Below are 14,556 nucleotides of genomic sequence, written 5' to 3'. Positions count from 1 at the left end.
TTCAGGAGAACATCCGCAGTTCCCGCACGGTGACCCCGGTCAGCTCGGCCACAGCCAGCTCCGGCCGCCGGTTCGCCACGATCCGGAAGAGCCCCTCGACGTCGGTCACCAACTCAGCGGCGTGCATCGCATCCGGGTCACCCAGCCTCAGCGAGCGCGTACCGGCCGACGACCCGTCGGGCGACGTTTCGCCGACGCCGGTCAGCCGGACGTCGGTCGGCGGGGCCTCCCGCCGAACGCTGCGCTCGACCAGGATGTCCAACGCGTCGTCGACCCCGTCCGACGCGTAGGCCCCCGGCTCGCCCAAGGCCTCGCGGATGTCGCCGCCGTGGATCCATTCGCCCAGCGCCACGCGATAGATCTCGGGGCTGGCCGCGCCGAGGTCGTAGGCCTTCTCCAGCTCCGCGAGCAATTCCGACACCGACAGCCCCCGCTTGGCCTCCACATCGGCCTGGTTGTCCTCGGGCGTGAACCCGTGGAGATTCCCCGTCGCCACCCGCGTCAGCGCGGCGACACAGTGCGCGATCACGTCGCGCACCGACCACAGGTCGCACACGGTGGGCAGGTCGAACGCCGCCTCCGGCGTCCGGCGCAGGATCGGCAGCAGGGCGTCCCGCTCGGTCAGCAGCAGCTTGCCGTACACCTCAGGCGCAAGAGTCATACCCGCGAGTTTGTCAGGTATGCCGGGCCTCACGGCTCGCGGTAGCGGCGCATGAACGCCATCCGCTCGACCACCTCCAATCCGCCCTGGCCGTGGACGAGAAAGTCCGACGGCGACACCTCACAGGTCTGCCCACCGGCCATCAGCACCCCGACCGGCAGCACGCCCGCGCCCAGCACCCCCGCAGGCACTGTGTTCGGCTCCCCTGGCACCTCGGTCGCGGCCCGTCGGACCGCGAACCGCACATCCGCGTCCACCAGGCCGCGCTCCCGTAACGCGTGGACCCATGCCTGCATCTCGGCGGGCGCGGCCGGTTCCGAGTAACACAGCGCCCGCACCGGGACCGGCCATGGGTGATAGACCTTGATCATCGTCAGCGCTCCCCCGCATCTGTTCCCCACCACAGATACTACCACGCCATTCGAACGCGTGTTCGATTACTCGAACCGGCTGACATCCCCCGCGCCGCGTCGGATGATCTCTGGTTCGCCCTCGGAGAAGTCGATGACCGAGGTCGGCACGGTGCCGCACTCGCCGGAGTCGATCACCGCGTCGACGACGTGGTCGAGTCGTTCCTTGATCTCCCAGCCCTGGGTCATCGGTTCGGGCTGGTCGGGCAGCAGCAGGGTGCTCGACAGCAGCGGCTCGCCCAGTTCGGCGAGGATGGCCTGGGTGACCACGTGGTCGGGGATGCGCGCGCCGACCGTCTTCTTCTTCGCGTGCAGCAGCCTGCGCGGGACTTCCTTGGTGGCCGGGAGGATGAACGTGTAGCTGCCCGGCGTCGACGCCTTGATCGCGCGGAACACCGTGTTGTCCACGTGCACGAACTGGCCCAGCTGCGAGAAGTCCTGACACACCAACGTGAAATGGTGCCGGTCGTCGAGTTGCCGGATCTCACGGATCCGATCGATGCCGTCCTTGTTCCCCAGCCTGCACCCGAGCGCGTAGCACGAGTCGGTCGGATAGGCGATCAGTCCGTCACCGCGCAACAGGTCGACGACCTGGAGGATCGATCGGCGCTGCGGGTTGTCCGGATGCACGTCGAAGTACTTCGCCACGGACTGAGCCTAGCGGTGATCGCCACTCGAACAGGGCCAACGCGACCGCCGCGCCGATCGCGACCCAGCCCGCGAGGCGCTGGTCTGCGATCAGGTCGCGGGTCCAGTCGACGTCCAATTTGCCGTAGAAGCCGCGCCCGAGCGCGGTTTCCCGCAGCAGCAAGACCCCGCCGGTCACCGCCCACGCGCCCGCCACGGCGTACACCGCACGACCCCGACAGCACAGCAGAGCGAACCCGGCGACCAGCGACCACGCGAGCGTGACCAGCCGCGCCCAGTGCTGCCCGGCGACCTCGTCGAAGGCGCCGACGACGTAGAGCAGGACCGGCAGACCGCCCGCGGCGAGCGCCGCGGGCACCGGGTTCGCGAGCGCGAGGGGGTAGCCGATGGCGAGCAGGGCCGGGACGACCAGGCCGACGATCACCTGGAGGCTCACGTGCGAGCTGAAGACGGCGGGCTCGAACTCGCCGAGGCCGGTGCAGGTGGCCAGGAGCAGCAGAGCGCACCCGGCCAGCCAGGACACCGTGCGTCCAGTCCCGGAGCGAACGCGCAGCAGATACCAGGCGGCGGCGACCACGGCGACGGTGGCGAAGACCAAGTCGAATCGCCAGCCGATCAGGCTGGGCGGGTCGGGCAGGTCGTAGCCGATCAGCACCTCGGTGGTCGACAGCCGCCGCCGCTCGCCGACCGGGCCCGCGGTGCGGCCGAGGCCGACGGCCAGGCCGACGGTCAGCAGCATGAGCAGCAGTTCCACCGCGCCGAGTCGAAGGAGCGACGCCGGTGCGCCCGCGTCGAGCCGGGCGAGAGTACGTCGCCGATGCGCGTAGCCGAACGCGCCGAGGACGAGTACCGCGGCGACCTTGGCGACCAGGAGCCAGCCGTAGCGGGTCGCCACGAGGTCTACAATGGACACACGAAGCAGGGCGTTGACGACACCGGTGACCACGATCGCCACCCAGCAACCCAGCGCGACAGCGGAGAACCGCCTCGCCAGCACCGGCCCCTCGGGACGTCGGGCCAACACCAGGAGCGCGGCGAGTCCGCCGACCCAGACCGACATCGCGAGCACGTGCAGCATCAGGCTGTCACTGGCAATGTCGTGGTCGCCACCCGCCGACGAGTGCCCGGTCAGCGCGACCGGGGCGACGCCGACGAGCGCGGCGGTCAACAGGGCGGCGGGTGGCAGGGTCAGCCGGACACCCAGCCAGACCAGCCCGGCCAGATGCGCCACCACCAGCCACGCGACGGCCACCGGCAGCCGTCCGATGGAGGGCACGAGGACGTCGAAAACCCCGCCGAGCGGCTGCCCGAGCGAGTCGGCCACCGTCAGGACGACCATCACCAACGCGAGCAGCCCCCACACCGCCGCGACCCGCCCGGCGATCCGCGCAGCGCCCGTGTCGGGCCGCAGGACGACGGCCGCCAGCAGCGCTCCGACAACGAGAACAGCGGCGATCTCGGTGACTGTCCGGACGACGGGAAGGCCTGCGCGCACCACCGCGCCGGGGTCGGGCAATCCCGGCACCGGCACCTTTCCCGGCGCCAGCGCCACGGCGAGCGCCCCCGCCGCGACAACTCCGACGCCGATCAGCGGCCGCAGCGGCCGAACGCCCGCGAGGATTCCCGGACTGGCCTCACCGTGGCCACCGTGGCCGTGGCCACCAACAAGGTTCACCGGATCAGCCGGACTGGCCCCATCGAGTTCACCCGAGCGGACCGCGCCTTGACCCCGGCGATCATCGTGGCCAGCCGCCAAACCGACCCCATCAGCGGGCCACGCCCCATCCGGGGCACCCGAACGGGCCACCACTCGACCGCGATGCTCATCGTCGCCAGCCACCAAACCAACCTCATTCGCCGAACTGACCCGATCGAAGTCACCCGAGCGGACCGCGCCTTGACCCCGGCGATCATGGTGACCGGCTGCCAAACCGACCTCAGCAGCGGAACTAACCCCATCCGGGATGCCCGAACGGGGCGCCACTCGACCCCGACGATCATCGTCGCCAGCCACCAAACCAACCTCATTCACCGGACTGTCCCGATCGAGGTCACCCGAGCGGGCCACCCCTTGACCCGGCGATCATCGTGGCCTGCTGCCGAACCAGCCTCAGCAGCGGAACTAGCTCCATCCGGGATGCCCGAACGGGGCGCCACTCGACCCCGACGATCATCGCGGCCAGCGGCCAGACCAGCCTGATCAGCCCCTTCCGCAGCGCCTGACCGCGGCGCCCCTCGACCCAGGCGTTCATGGTCGCCGGCGACCAGGCCGAACTCAGCAGCGGGAGACGCATCATCCGCACCCGAGCGGGCCTGTGCCTGCCCCCGAGGCTCCCGGCCACCTGCGGCCAAGCTCACGTCATCTCCAGCTACCGGGCCGGGCGTCACCTGGCCCTGGTCAGCCCCGGGACAGCCAGCCCCGGGACCAGCCGGGCGCTGGCGGTCAGCGCTGGCCATGGCCGCGGTCGGAGGAGACCACCTCGAACGACGCGATCTTCCACGCGCCCTCCACCGATACCAGGGTCACCGCGTCCACCAAGGTCAGGTTCGGGCGGACGAGGGTGACGAACACCTTCGCCCCCTCGTCCGTCAGCTCCGTGTCCCCGACCTGGAACGACACCATCGTGTCCGCCCGCGCGCGATCGCACAGCCGCTCAACACTGCCGTAACTCCCCCGGATCGGGTCGGCGAGCAGGTCGAACGCCTTCGGACAGTCCTCGTCGATCGCGGCCTGGAAGTAGCCGGTGACCGCGTCGGCGGGCTCGTCGCCCGCTCCGCTCAGGACGAAGACCTCGACGCCGATGGCGGCGGCGACCGCGAGTCCGATCGCCACCTTCGGCCAGGTTCGGGTCAGCACGGCGGTCATCCGTGTTTGAACACGACGGTCGCCATCAGCCACGGCGTGTTCGCCGCGGTGCCGACGGTGGCGTTCGGGGTGGCGCCGAGGCCCACGATCTGGTCCTCGACCACGAACTCCATGTCACCGGCGGGTGAGACGTTGACCCGCTGGGTGAACCCGGTTCCCGCCACCAGCGTGCGCCCGAAGCCGGAGTCGAGGTAGAACCCGACCGCCAGCTGGGTGCCGTCCGTGGTCGGCGCCGTCGGCCCGGAGCTGGCCGCCGCGGTGTTGCTGGCCCGCTTGACCGACTGGTCGACCGATCCCGCGCCCGGGGCCAGCGACAACCCGGAGTACTCGACCGCGGCGACGCCGATGTCAGCGGTACCCGACACCGTCGCCGTAATGGTCAGCGGCGTGCCGCCACCCGCGGTGATCGGGGCCGTCCAGACGCTCTGTTCGGTGTCGTCGGGGCCGACGTTGCTCAGCAGCTTGGTGTAGATGTTGCCCGCCGAGTCGGTCACCGCGGTCGCCCGCGCGTTCTCCGTGTTCCAGGTGCCGACCTGCACGACCATCCGGTCGCCGACCGCCACCGCCGCCGGGGTCACCACCTGTCTGGTCGTGCCGTGGCCGCGCCCGCCGACCTGCTGAACGAAGCCCGGCTGCGGGGTCGCCGACGGAGTGACCACATTGGACGGAGCCGACTGTGGGCTGGTGCCGATCCCGTTGGTGGCGGTCACCTTGAAGGTGTAGGCCGTGCCGTTGGTCAGGCCGGTGACCTGCACCGACGTGCCCGTGGCCGAGACCGGAGCCTGCGCCGTCGAACCGATGTACGGGGTGACCGTGTAGCTGGTGATCGGGCTGCCACCGTCGCCGGGAGCCGACCAGTTCACCGTCGCCACGCCGTTGCCCGCCACCGCGGTGACCGCCGACGGAGCCGACGGCGCGGTGATCGTCGGCAGGACGCGCACGATCTTGGCCACCGACGGCACGCCGTTACCGTTGACCACGAACAGCATGTAGTCACCGGGCGGCGCCATCGCCGCGGACGCCGGGATCTGCACGTTCAGCGAACCCGCGCCCGCGGTGAAGTTCAGCGGGACGAACCGCTGGTCCATGTCGCTCTGGTGGGTGTTCGCGCCCATCGACACCAGGTTGACCGCGCTGATCGAGCCCGCGTCCGGCGTGGCCACCGAGATGGTGTTGCCGTAGGCGGTCGACGCGGGCGCCGAGGTGATGGTCGGGCGGGCGCCGTTGAACAGGTACGGCGGCGAGTAGATCTCCGCCGACTCCTGACCGGGCACGGTCGCGCTGTTGTAGTGCCCGCCGCCCGCGACGAGCACGCGGCCGTCTGCCATCAGCAGTGCGGTGTGGTGGTACTGGCGCGGCACCGACATCGAGCCGACCGTCGTCCACACCTCGGTGGCCGGGTCCCACATTTCCGCGGCCAGGATGTTGGTGTTGAGCAGGCTCTGGTCGCTGGTCGGGGCGCCGCCCACGGCGAGCACCTTGCCGTCGGCCAGCGTCGTGAGGGTATGGAAGTCGCGCGCCTTGTTCATCGGCGCGGTCTGCCGCCAGGTCGGGGACGGCGCGGTCAGGTCGATCACGGCCGTGGTGGCCTGGGCGGGCGTGCCCTGCGAGATCGTGGCCGAACCGCCGCTGTAGAGGACCTTGCCCGGCAGGTACATAGTGGACGATCCGTTGACCACCCCGCTGGCACCCAGCGGCTGCAGCGTCTGGTTGGCCACGTCCATGAAGTAGTGCACGTCCTCCGACGGGCCCATGGTGAACACCTTGCCGTTGGGCGCGACGTAGGCGAACGGGTACTCCTCCTCGTGGATGGTGGAGGTGTTGATGCCGTTCAGCACGGTCCAGGTGTTGTTCGCCGGGTCGTACACCTCGGGGTGCTCGGCCCAGGTGTAGGCGTCGGAGGTGTTGCCGCTGATGGTGAGGTAGCGGCCGTCTGGCAGCTCGGTGAGGCTCGGGTACCAACGCGGGTAGTGCATGTCGGCCATGCGGGTCCACGTGTTGTTGGCCGGGTCGAAGATCGCGGTGTCCTTGATGCCCAGCTCGCCGGTCGACACCACGCCGTAGCCGCCGACGGTCAGCACGCGGCCGTCGGGCAGGTGGGCGTTGCCCGCGCAGAAGATGCTGTCGGGCGCCATGACCGTGGTGAAGGTGTTGGCGACCGGGTCCCACACGTAGGTCGGCTCTGGCTGGTGCCAGCCGTCGAACAGCAGGTACTTGCCGTTGTTGAGGGCGATCATGTGCACCGCGACGAACGGCCAGTTCATCGTCTGGCCCCACTGCCCCTGCGGCGAGCTGGTCGGAGTGACCGAAGTGGACGGTGCGGAGGCGGCGCCGGCGCCGATGAGGTTGGTCGCGGTGACCCTGAAGGTGTAGGCGGTGCCGTTGGTGAGGCCGTTGATCTGCGCGGTGGTCGTGGGGGGCGACCCGCTGATCACGGTGGTCTGCTGCGCGGCCGCGCCGATGTACGGCGTCACGGTGTAGGAGGTCACGGGGCTGCCGCCGTCGAACGGCGCGGTCCAGTTGACCGTGGCCGACGAGTTGCCCGCCTGGGCCGCCACACCGGTCGGCGCGTTGGGTGCGGTCGGGCCGCCGCCACCGCCCGAGGCGGCGCGGAAGACGACGGTCGCCATGAGCCACGGCACGTTCGCCCCGGTCCCGACCCCGGCGTTGGGCTGCTCGCCGACGCCGACGAGCTTGTCCTCCATGACGAATTCCATGGTCGAGTTCGGCGAAACGTTAGCCCGCGCGGTGAATCCGTTCGCCGCCGTCAGCGTCTTGCCGAACCCGGAGTCCACATAGAACCCAACAGCCAGACCCGCGGCCGTGGTGGCGGGCGTCGGGCCGGAGTTGACCACGCCGACACCCGAGGACATGCCGGTGGCCTGCGCCTGCGCGTCGACCGCGGCCAGGCCCGCCGCGGTGGACAGCCCGGAGTACTCGGCCACGGCGATACCGATGTCGGCCGCGCTGGTCGCGGTGACGGTGATCGCGGGCTTCGTGCCCCCGCCCTTGGTGATGGGCGCGGTCCAGACACTCATCTCGGTGTGCTCGGAGGCGGTGAACGCGAGGACCTTGGTGTAGGTGTTGCCCGCCGCGTCCTTGACCTGGGCGGCCGTGGACTGGGCCCCGCTCCACATCCCGACCTGCACGACGATGCGGTTGCCCGCGGTGATCGGCGTGGGCAACGTCACCGCCTTGCTGGTGGCGTACACGCGGGCGGTGATCTTCTGCACGAACGCGGGCCCACCGGGCTGAGCGTGCACGGGCAAGCCGAAGGTCACCACGACCAGCGACAGGATGGCGGCAAGCGACGCCAAAATCGCCCGGCGGGCGCGAAGCACTCTCATGACCGTCCTCGGGATCTCACGATGCAGGCGCCGTCCGCGATGGTGGCGTGCCGGTTAGATCGCGATCAGGCGACCAACGTTTCGCGTTGTGACCAAGGAGAATTCGTTGATTCAGAAACAAAGGACGGCGCTGGGCGGTGACTTTCCGCCCGCCTATTCGCCCTGTTCGGCCAACCGGGCCAACGCTTTGGGCGCAACGAGGGAGTACGAAGTGCGGCGGGATTTCGAGCGCACCCAGCCGTGACGACCCAAGCCGTAGCTCCGCTTTGGACAGTTTGACCGTCAGGCGCTGGGCCAAATGGTCGGCGAAGATGAAGTTCTTCCCCCGCACGTGGATCGTCGATGACCCGCATACGTGACGGGCCGAACCCACGTCCGGTTTGATGTGCCGCACCCGCAGTCGGCGGTCAGTGTGCAGCCAGGAGATCCTTCTCCAACGGCGTCGCGAAGCGGGACTTCACCCGGACATCGCCGATCAGGCCCGCCAGTCGTTCGGCCTCCGTCGCGACCTCCCGGGTGGCCTCGCCGCCGATGTCCTCCAGCAGGCGCACCGCTATCTCGCCTGACGGAAGGTGCGCCCAGCCGCCCACGATCCGGCCGCCCCAGAACACGGTCGGACCGATGTTCCCGGACCGGTCGAACAGCGCGACCCCATGATCGCCAAGGAACCACCCCCGACCAGTCCACCCCATCGGCGTCGGATCGAGCGCGGGCAGCAGCACCGCTCGCGGCGGCGCGGCGGACACGGGTTCCAGATCGTCGGCCAGGATCACCCCAGGCCCGCTGTCCAGGTCGACCCCGACCGCACCGACCTCGGCCAACGCCTTGCGGGTGTCGCCGAGGGTCCATCCGGCCCACCATTTGAGGTCCGCCACCGTCGCGGGCCCGAACACCGCCAGCCACCGCCGCGCCAGCGCGGCCCGCGCCTCGGCGGCGTCGAGGATCGGCAGTCCGTCGGGGAACCACGACGTCATCGGCGACCAGCGGTACTGCGTCGACGCCCACGAGCCCAGCGGCCTGCCCCGCACGATCTTGCCGTCGGCGGCGAGCAGGCCAAGGACCCGTGAGGTGATGTTCTGTTTGGCCGCGTACGGCTTCCCGGAAGATACGACCAGCGCGGTCCGCAGCCGCGGCTCGTCGGTGGCCAGTTCGGCCGCGGTCGCCTCGCCCCGCGCGACCAGCGCCGCGAAGGCGGACGCCTCGACATCGGCCAGCCACGGGCCTGGATTGGTGACCGGGGTGAGTTCGGCGAGGTGCTGGATGAGCCGACGCCGCTCGACCGCCGCGACCGCGACCGTGCAGGCGGCCTGCACGATCGGCGCGACCTCCCGCCCGACCACGAACACCGTGCGCCGCATCCCGAGAAGCCGCACGACAGACCGATCGTCGTACAGCGACGCGCTCACCGTCGCCGGTTCGACGGGCATCCGCGCGAGCACGGACAAGTACACCGTGCACGGATCGGTGGCGTGCAACGCGAGCATCGCGTCCGCGACGGCCGCCGGATCCCCAGACGGCAAAGACGCGGCCAGACCGTGTCGCAGGCTCAGCCGCGCCCGTCGCTCAGCATCAGTCACATGGCGCATGGCGCCGACTGTATGCCGCAAGTCCGACACCCAAGGGACCGTGAGGGCACGCGACCACGGTCGCCCACCATCCGCACCTTTACGACACCGGTGACCAAGCCCAGAAATTCGGGGAGGCGGTACAGTCCCCGGTGGTCGGGGGGCGTGCCACCGGGGACTGTCGCTAGCCCTATCGGCCTAACTCACTGCGACGTTAGCAGGAATCGGAAACTTTTTCGATCAGTTGTCGACCCGGGTGAACTCCATGATCCAGTTGGTCTCCCAGGTGCGTTCTCCGTCCACCGAGAACGCCTGCTCCCAGCGAGCGGTGTTCGAGGTGATCTCCGACCACTGGTAGCGCACGCGCACCGGATCGCCGTCGTGCTGGTCGTCGCCGTACATGGAGCCGACGCCGTCGGTGAAGACGCCGGAGACCGGGGGCTGGAGGTGGCCGGTGCGGCTGTTCACCCAGTAGATGAACCACTCCCCCGCCTCGTGGTCGAAGCTGCGCAGCGCGCTTCCCGAGAAGCCCTTGGTCGGGAAGTGGATCTCGTCGAAGCTGCCCGCGCCGTCGAAGAAGGTCCGCGCGGTGCAGGTGGCCGGGAACTCGTCCCATTCGTCGCCGCCCGTGAGGGGCTTGGTCAGCCGCCGGTTCACCACGGTCCAGGAGCCGACGAGGAAGTCGAAGTCGTTGATGGTCATGGCGGCAGCCTCGCCGGTATCACTGCCACCTTGTGTCAGTGATACGCGCTAGTTTTCCGCCATGCGCGCGAGCCGACTGCTGTCGATCCTCCTGCTCCTGCAAACCAGGGGCAGGCTGACCGCGCGCGAGCTGGCGCAGCGCCTTGAGGTATCCGTGCGCACTGTCTACCGCGACATCGACGCGCTGACCGCCGCCGGGGTGCCGCTCTACGCCGAGAGCGGCCCGGCAGGCGGCTATCAGATCCTCGACGGCTACCGGACCAAGCTCACCGGCCTCACCGCGACCGAGGCCGAGTCGCTGTTCCTGGCGGGCATCCCCGGCCCGGCCGCCGAGCTGGGCCTGGGCGCCGCGCTGGCCGCCACCGAACTCAAGCTGATGGCCGCCCTGCCCGCTGAGCTGCGGGAACGGGCCGCGCGCATCCGCGAACGCGTGCACGTCGACGTCCCCGGCTGGTTCAGCGACCCCGAGGACACCCCGCACCTGGCCGAGGTCGCCAAGGCCCTGTGGGACCAGCGCGAACTCGACGTCAGCTACCGCCGCTGGATGCCCACCCCGAAGGAGGTCCGGCGCACGCTGCGGCCGCTGGGCCTGGTGGTCAAGGCGGGCACCTGGTACCTCGTGGCCGACACCGACAACGGGAGGCGAACCTACCGGGTGGCCAGCATCCGCGCCGTCGAGTCGGTGGGCGAGCGGTTCGACCGCCCGGCCGACTTCGACCTGGCCGCGTCCTGGGCGGAGTCGTCGCGTCAATACGAGTCCACTGTGTACCAAGGCGAGGCTTTGATCCGTTTGTCCCCCAAGGGTTTCCAGATGCTCGGCGACGTCCTGGGTCCGGCCGCCACGCGCGCGGCCGACGAGACCGCCACCCCGCCCGACGCCGAGGGCTGGCGGACCGCCACGATCCCGATCGAGACCCTCGACCACGCGGTCGGCCAATTACTGCGGCTACGCGCCGAGGTCGAGGTGCTCGGGCCCGCCGACCTGCGGACCCGGATGGCCGACACCGCCGCCGCGATCGGGGCGCTTTACTCACAAACGCACAACTGAGCCCGTCCGATCCGTCCCCCGGTGCACGCTTTCCCGGCCTCGTTTTGTCTCCGCTCGACGGTGCTGACCTGCGTCGATACGCTCGCCCACTACCTCAGGCAGCAAGGTCAAGCGGAGGCCAACGATGTCCATCCCACGCCGACTCCTCCTGGGCGCGGCCGCCGTCGTCGCGCTCCTGCTGACGACAACCACGACGGCGGGCGCGGCCCAGGGCCCCGAGTTGCCCGGCTTCGCGGCGGCGCTGCTCTACTCGCAGGGCAACCCGGACGTCGACCCTCCGGGCGCCAACGACTGGACGTGCAAGCCTGCCGCGGCGCACCCGCGCGCCGTCGTGCTCGTCCACGGCACCTGGGAGAACCGCTACAACAACTTCGCGAAGATGTCGCCCGCCCTCAAGCGCGCCGGGTACTGCGTGTTCGCCCTCGACTACGGCGACACCGAGCTCAACGGCTTCGGTCTGCACCCCGCGGTCAAGGGCACCGGCGACATCCGCACGTCGGCCAAGGAGTTCAAGCGGTTCGTGGACAAGGTGCTGACCGCGACCGGAACGTCCCAAGTGGACGTCGTCGGGCACTCGCAGGGCGGCATGATGCCGCGCCAGTACCTCAAGTTCGAGGGCGGCGCGGGCAAGATCGGCAACCTGGTCACCCTCGGCGCCACCCACCACGGCACCACGCTGAGCGGCATCGCGACCCTGGCCGAGGCGCTGCGCCTGCTCGGGGCGAGCGGCCCGCTCATCGGGACCGCGGGCGTGCAGCAGGCCAAGGGCTCGGAGTTCCTGGCCGCGCTCAACGCGGGCGGCGACACCGTCCCCGGCGTCGCCTACACGGTGATCGCCACCAAGTTCGACGAGGTCACCACGCCGTACCAGTCGACGTTCCTCACCGCGGGCCCCGGCGCGACGGTCAAGAACATCACGCTGCAGGACACCTGCCTGCTCGACCTGTCCGACCACCTCGCGCTCCCCTACTCGGACCGGGTGATCGCCATCGTGAAGAACACCTTGGGCGGCACCACGAACCCGGTGCCGTGCGTGCCGGTCCTGCCGGTCGTGTGACCCGCTCCCGGACTGGAAGCACCGATACGCAAGATGATCGAGAGGCGAATCGGGCGTCGGGGGGCAGGAACCGCTCCCCGTTCGGGTCGTCGCTGCTGGGCCGGGCCGACCAGGACCAGCGGTCGCTGCGGATCCGGGTGCAGGGCCTGCTGACGGTCAGCCTCGTGCTGGCCAACGTCATCGGCGCGGCCGTGGTGGTCGTGCTGCAGACGGTGGTGATCCCCGGCCTCGGCTACGACGACCGCACGCGGGTCGTGGCCGCGGTCGGGATGCCCGCCTACGTCGTGGCGGCGGTGCTGGTCGGCTGGATCTGGGGCACCCGGCGCTCGCTGCGGGTGCTGCGGTGGTCGATCGACCGGCGCCCGCCCACCGCGGCGGACCGGCGGGCGACGATGCGCGTTGCGCTGCGGCTGACCTGGGTGCAGGCGTCGCTGTGGGGTCTGGCGACGGTGCTGTTCAGCGCGGTGTTCGCCGTCTTACAGCCCGCGCAGGTGGTGACGGTCGCCTTCACCGTCGGACTCGCCGGGATCGTGGTGTGCGCCATCGCCTACCTGCTCAGCGAGTTCTCCCTGCGCCCGGTGACTGCGCGCGCGATGGCCGACGAGCCGATCGAGCGGGTCCACGGCGCGGGTGTGCTCGGGCGGATGCTGCTGTTCTGGTCGCTGGGCACCGGGGTGCCGGTCGTGGGGGTGGTGACCGCCGCGGTGGTCGCGCTGGTGCGCAACAACGTTTCGACCAGCCAGCTGGCGGTGACGGTGATCGTGCTCGGCGGGATCGCGCTGGTCGTCGGCCTGCTCGTGATGGTGTTCAACGCCCGCGCCACCGTCGCCCCGATCCGCTCGGTCCGCGACGGCCTGTCCCGCGTCCGGCGCGGCAGGCTGGACGTGGAGATCCCGGTGTACGACGGCACCGAGCTGGGACTGCTGCAGGCGGGCTTCAACCGGATGGCCGCGGGCCTGCGTGAACGCGAACGCATCCGCGACCTCTTCGGCCGCCACGTCGGCCACGCCGTCGCCGACGACGCCGTTGTCCGCGGCGCCGACTTCGACGGAGAACTCCGCGACGTCGCGGTGATCTTCGTCGACCTGGTCGGGTCCACCACCCTGGCGGCCACCCGCCCGCCCGCCGAGGTGGTGGACTTGCTCAATCGCTTTTTCGCGGTCGTCGTGGACGAGATAGACGCCCACGGCGGCTTGGTCAACAAGTTCGTCGGGGACGCGGCATTGGCCGTCTTCGGTGCGCCGGTCCCCTTGTCGGACCACGCCGGCCGCGCCCTGGCCGCCGCGAGAGCCATCGCCACCCGCCTGCCGCTGGAGGTCCCAGAATGCGTGGCAGGCATAGGCGTAGCCGCGGGCCCTGCTGTGGCGGGCAATATCGGCGACCAACGACGCTTCGAGTACACGGTGATCGGTGATCCGGTGAACGAGGCGGCGAGGCTGACGGAGCTGGCGAAGTCGGTCCCCGGCCACCTTGTCGCATCAGCCCGCGCGGTCGATGCGGCCGACGCGGAGGAATCGGCGCGGTGGCGGGCGACTGAGTCGGTGGTGCTACGGGGTCGCACGGAGGCCACGACAGTGCTCGTCCCGGCCGGTCCCGGCCTGCCGTAGATCCACGCTGTCGATTCCGTTGGGAGCCGTTCGTCGTGTTGATACGACACCCCCTGCGGAAGGACTCCCATGCGGAAGCTCGCGCTCACGACTTTCCTCACCCTCGACGGCGTCATGCAAGCCCCGGGCAGCTCGGCAGAGGACCTGACCGGCGGTTTCGCCCACGGCGGCTGGTCCATGCCGTTCTGGGACGAGGGCATGGGCGAGATCATGGCCAAGGCCCTCGCCGCCCCCTTCGACCTCCTCCTCGGCCGCAAGACCTACCAGGCCTTCGCGGGCCACTGGCCCAACGCCGCCGGCCAACCGTGTGCCGACGAACTCAACGCGGCGCGCAAGTACGTTGCCTCGCGGACGTTGACGCGGGTCGACTGGAACAACTCCGTGCTGGTCAGCGGAGACGTCGCAGGCAAGATCACTGATCTGAAGCGGCAGCCGGGGCCGGAGATCCAGGTGCACGGCAGCGGCGACCTCGCGCAGACGCTGCTCCGCCGGGACCTGGTCGACGAGATCAGCGCGTGGATCTTTCCCATCGTGCTCGGCAAGGGCAAGCGGCTGTTCGGCGCCGGGACTATGCCGACCACGTTCACGTTGCGCGACGTGGTGCCGAGTTCGACGGGAGTGCTGATCGCCACCTACACACGGTGA

15 protein-coding genes are annotated in these 14,556 nt (G+C 70.2%); 5 read left to right on the top strand and 10 right to left on the bottom strand.

Annotated elements, in window-relative coordinates:
* Nucleotide 1: 1 nt before the first annotated feature.
* The 8 genes from BN1701_RS32900 to BN1701_RS32865 all read right to left on the bottom strand — a co-directional run bounded on the left by BN1701_RS32900 (nucleotide 2) and on the right by BN1701_RS32865 (nucleotide 7,932).
* Nucleotides 2-661: a maleylpyruvate isomerase family mycothiol-dependent enzyme gene (locus BN1701_RS32900; RefSeq protein ID WP_082860210.1), complete on the bottom strand. Its 660-nt coding sequence runs from the start codon at nucleotides 659-661 to the stop codon at nucleotides 2-4.
* Between the two features lie 29 nt (nucleotides 662-690).
* A complete protein-coding gene (locus BN1701_RS32895; protein ID WP_054055304.1) occupies nucleotides 691-1,032 on the bottom strand; it encodes a hypothetical protein in 342 nt (113 codons plus the stop codon).
* A gap of 66 nt (nucleotides 1,033-1,098) precedes the next feature.
* Nucleotides 1,099-1,719: an L-threonylcarbamoyladenylate synthase gene (locus BN1701_RS32890; protein ID WP_054055302.1), complete on the bottom strand. Its 621-nt coding sequence runs from the start codon at nucleotides 1,717-1,719 to the stop codon at nucleotides 1,099-1,101.
* Nucleotides 1,640-3,394, bottom strand: coding sequence for a CopD family protein (locus tag BN1701_RS32885; protein WP_054055300.1), 1,755 nt, complete (start codon nucleotides 3,392-3,394; stop codon nucleotides 1,640-1,642). The genes BN1701_RS32890 and BN1701_RS32885 overlap by 80 nt, the downstream gene beginning before the upstream one ends.
* Nucleotides 3,391-3,573: a hypothetical protein gene (locus tag BN1701_RS36225; RefSeq protein ID WP_157368349.1), complete on the bottom strand. Its 183-nt coding sequence runs from the start codon at nucleotides 3,571-3,573 to the stop codon at nucleotides 3,391-3,393. The genes BN1701_RS32885 and BN1701_RS36225 overlap by 4 nt, the downstream gene beginning before the upstream one ends.
* Before the next feature lie 197 nt (nucleotides 3,574-3,770).
* The gene (locus BN1701_RS32875; RefSeq protein WP_157368348.1) at nucleotides 3,771-4,013 is read right to left on the bottom strand and encodes a hypothetical protein; all 243 of its coding nucleotides are present in this window, start codon (nucleotides 4,011-4,013) and stop codon (nucleotides 3,771-3,773) included.
* Between the two features lie 149 nt (nucleotides 4,014-4,162).
* Entirely contained in the window at nucleotides 4,163-4,576 is a 414-nt protein-coding gene (locus BN1701_RS32870; RefSeq protein WP_157368347.1) for a hypothetical protein, read from the bottom strand.
* Between the two features lie 5 nt (nucleotides 4,577-4,581).
* Complete coding sequence (locus tag BN1701_RS32865) at nucleotides 4,582-7,932, bottom strand: galactose oxidase-like domain-containing protein (RefSeq protein WP_157368346.1); 3,351 nt, start codon at nucleotides 7,930-7,932, stop codon at nucleotides 4,582-4,584.
* Nucleotides 7,933-8,020: 88 nt separating this feature from the next.
* Between BN1701_RS32865 and BN1701_RS36660 the strand changes: the two genes are divergently transcribed.
* Complete coding sequence (locus BN1701_RS36660) at nucleotides 8,021-8,176, top strand: hypothetical protein (protein WP_172803373.1); 156 nt, start codon at nucleotides 8,021-8,023, stop codon at nucleotides 8,174-8,176.
* Between the two features lie 163 nt (nucleotides 8,177-8,339).
* Here BN1701_RS36660 and BN1701_RS32860 read toward each other — a convergent pair whose 3' ends face one another.
* Together BN1701_RS32860 and BN1701_RS32855 are read right to left on the bottom strand one after the other, a co-directional pair.
* Nucleotides 8,340-9,518, bottom strand: a complete 1,179-nt coding sequence (locus BN1701_RS32860) for a winged helix DNA-binding domain-containing protein (protein ID WP_054055291.1) — start codon at nucleotides 9,516-9,518, stop codon at nucleotides 8,340-8,342.
* Nucleotides 9,519-9,737: 219 nt separating this feature from the next.
* Nucleotides 9,738-10,199, bottom strand: coding sequence for a hypothetical protein (locus tag BN1701_RS32855; protein ID WP_231949784.1), 462 nt, complete (start codon nucleotides 10,197-10,199; stop codon nucleotides 9,738-9,740).
* A gap of 61 nt (nucleotides 10,200-10,260) precedes the next feature.
* Here BN1701_RS32855 and BN1701_RS32850 point away from each other — a divergent pair, with 61 nt between their 5' ends.
* The 4 genes from BN1701_RS32850 (at nucleotide 10,261) to BN1701_RS32835 (ending at nucleotide 14,556) form a co-directional block, all read left to right on the top strand.
* Nucleotides 10,261-11,247: a YafY family protein gene (locus BN1701_RS32850; RefSeq protein WP_054055289.1), complete on the top strand. Its 987-nt coding sequence runs from the start codon at nucleotides 10,261-10,263 to the stop codon at nucleotides 11,245-11,247.
* Between the two features lie 124 nt (nucleotides 11,248-11,371).
* Nucleotides 11,372-12,304, top strand: a complete 933-nt coding sequence (locus BN1701_RS32845) for a triacylglycerol lipase (protein ID WP_054055287.1) — start codon at nucleotides 11,372-11,374, stop codon at nucleotides 12,302-12,304.
* Nucleotides 12,301-13,911: an adenylate/guanylate cyclase domain-containing protein gene (locus tag BN1701_RS32840; RefSeq protein ID WP_082860209.1), complete on the top strand. Its 1,611-nt coding sequence runs from the start codon at nucleotides 12,301-12,303 to the stop codon at nucleotides 13,909-13,911. Before BN1701_RS32845 ends, BN1701_RS32840 begins: the two co-directional genes overlap by 4 nt.
* 69 nt (nucleotides 13,912-13,980) lie before the next feature.
* Nucleotides 13,981-14,556 carry a dihydrofolate reductase family protein gene (locus tag BN1701_RS32835; protein WP_054055286.1) on the top strand — a complete coding sequence of 192 codons (576 nt, stop codon included), beginning with the start codon at nucleotides 13,981-13,983 and terminating at the stop codon, nucleotides 14,554-14,556.

The sequence above is a fragment of the Alloactinosynnema sp. L-07 genome (genome assembly GCF_900070365.1).
Lineage (GTDB): Bacteria > Actinomycetota > Actinomycetes > Mycobacteriales > Pseudonocardiaceae > Actinokineospora.
This window is presented reverse-complemented; position numbering and strand designations above follow the sequence as displayed.

What these genes read in the sequence shown, in the direction of transcription:
- BN1701_RS32845 (WP_054055287.1), top strand. Translation starts at nt 11,372, where the DNA reads ATGTCCATCCCACGCCGACTCCTCCTGGGCGCGGCCGCCGTCGTCGCG.
- BN1701_RS32895 (WP_054055304.1), bottom strand. Translation starts at nt 1,032, where the DNA reads ATGATCAAGGTCTATCACCCATGGCCGGTCCCGGTGCGGGCGCTGTGT.
- BN1701_RS32850 (WP_054055289.1), top strand. Translation starts at nt 10,261, where the DNA reads ATGCGCGCGAGCCGACTGCTGTCGATCCTCCTGCTCCTGCAAACCAGG.
- BN1701_RS32855 (WP_231949784.1), bottom strand. Translation starts at nt 10,199, where the DNA reads ATGACCATCAACGACTTCGACTTCCTCGTCGGCTCCTGGACCGTGGTG.
- BN1701_RS32900 (WP_082860210.1), bottom strand. Translation starts at nt 661, where the DNA reads ATGACTCTTGCGCCTGAGGTGTACGGCAAGCTGCTGCTGACCGAGCGG.
- BN1701_RS36225 (WP_157368349.1), bottom strand. Translation starts at nt 3,573, where the DNA reads ATGAGGTTGGTTTGGTGGCTGGCGACGATGAGCATCGCGGTCGAGTGG.
- BN1701_RS32835 (WP_054055286.1), top strand. Translation starts at nt 13,981, where the DNA reads ATGCGGAAGCTCGCGCTCACGACTTTCCTCACCCTCGACGGCGTCATG.
- BN1701_RS32865 (WP_157368346.1), bottom strand. Translation starts at nt 7,932, where the DNA reads ATGAGAGTGCTTCGCGCCCGCCGGGCGATTTTGGCGTCGCTTGCCGCC.
- BN1701_RS32860 (WP_054055291.1), bottom strand. Translation starts at nt 9,518, where the DNA reads ATGCGCCATGTGACTGATGCTGAGCGACGGGCGCGGCTGAGCCTGCGA.
- BN1701_RS32875 (WP_157368348.1), bottom strand. Translation starts at nt 4,013, where the DNA reads ATGCGTCTCCCGCTGCTGAGTTCGGCCTGGTCGCCGGCGACCATGAAC.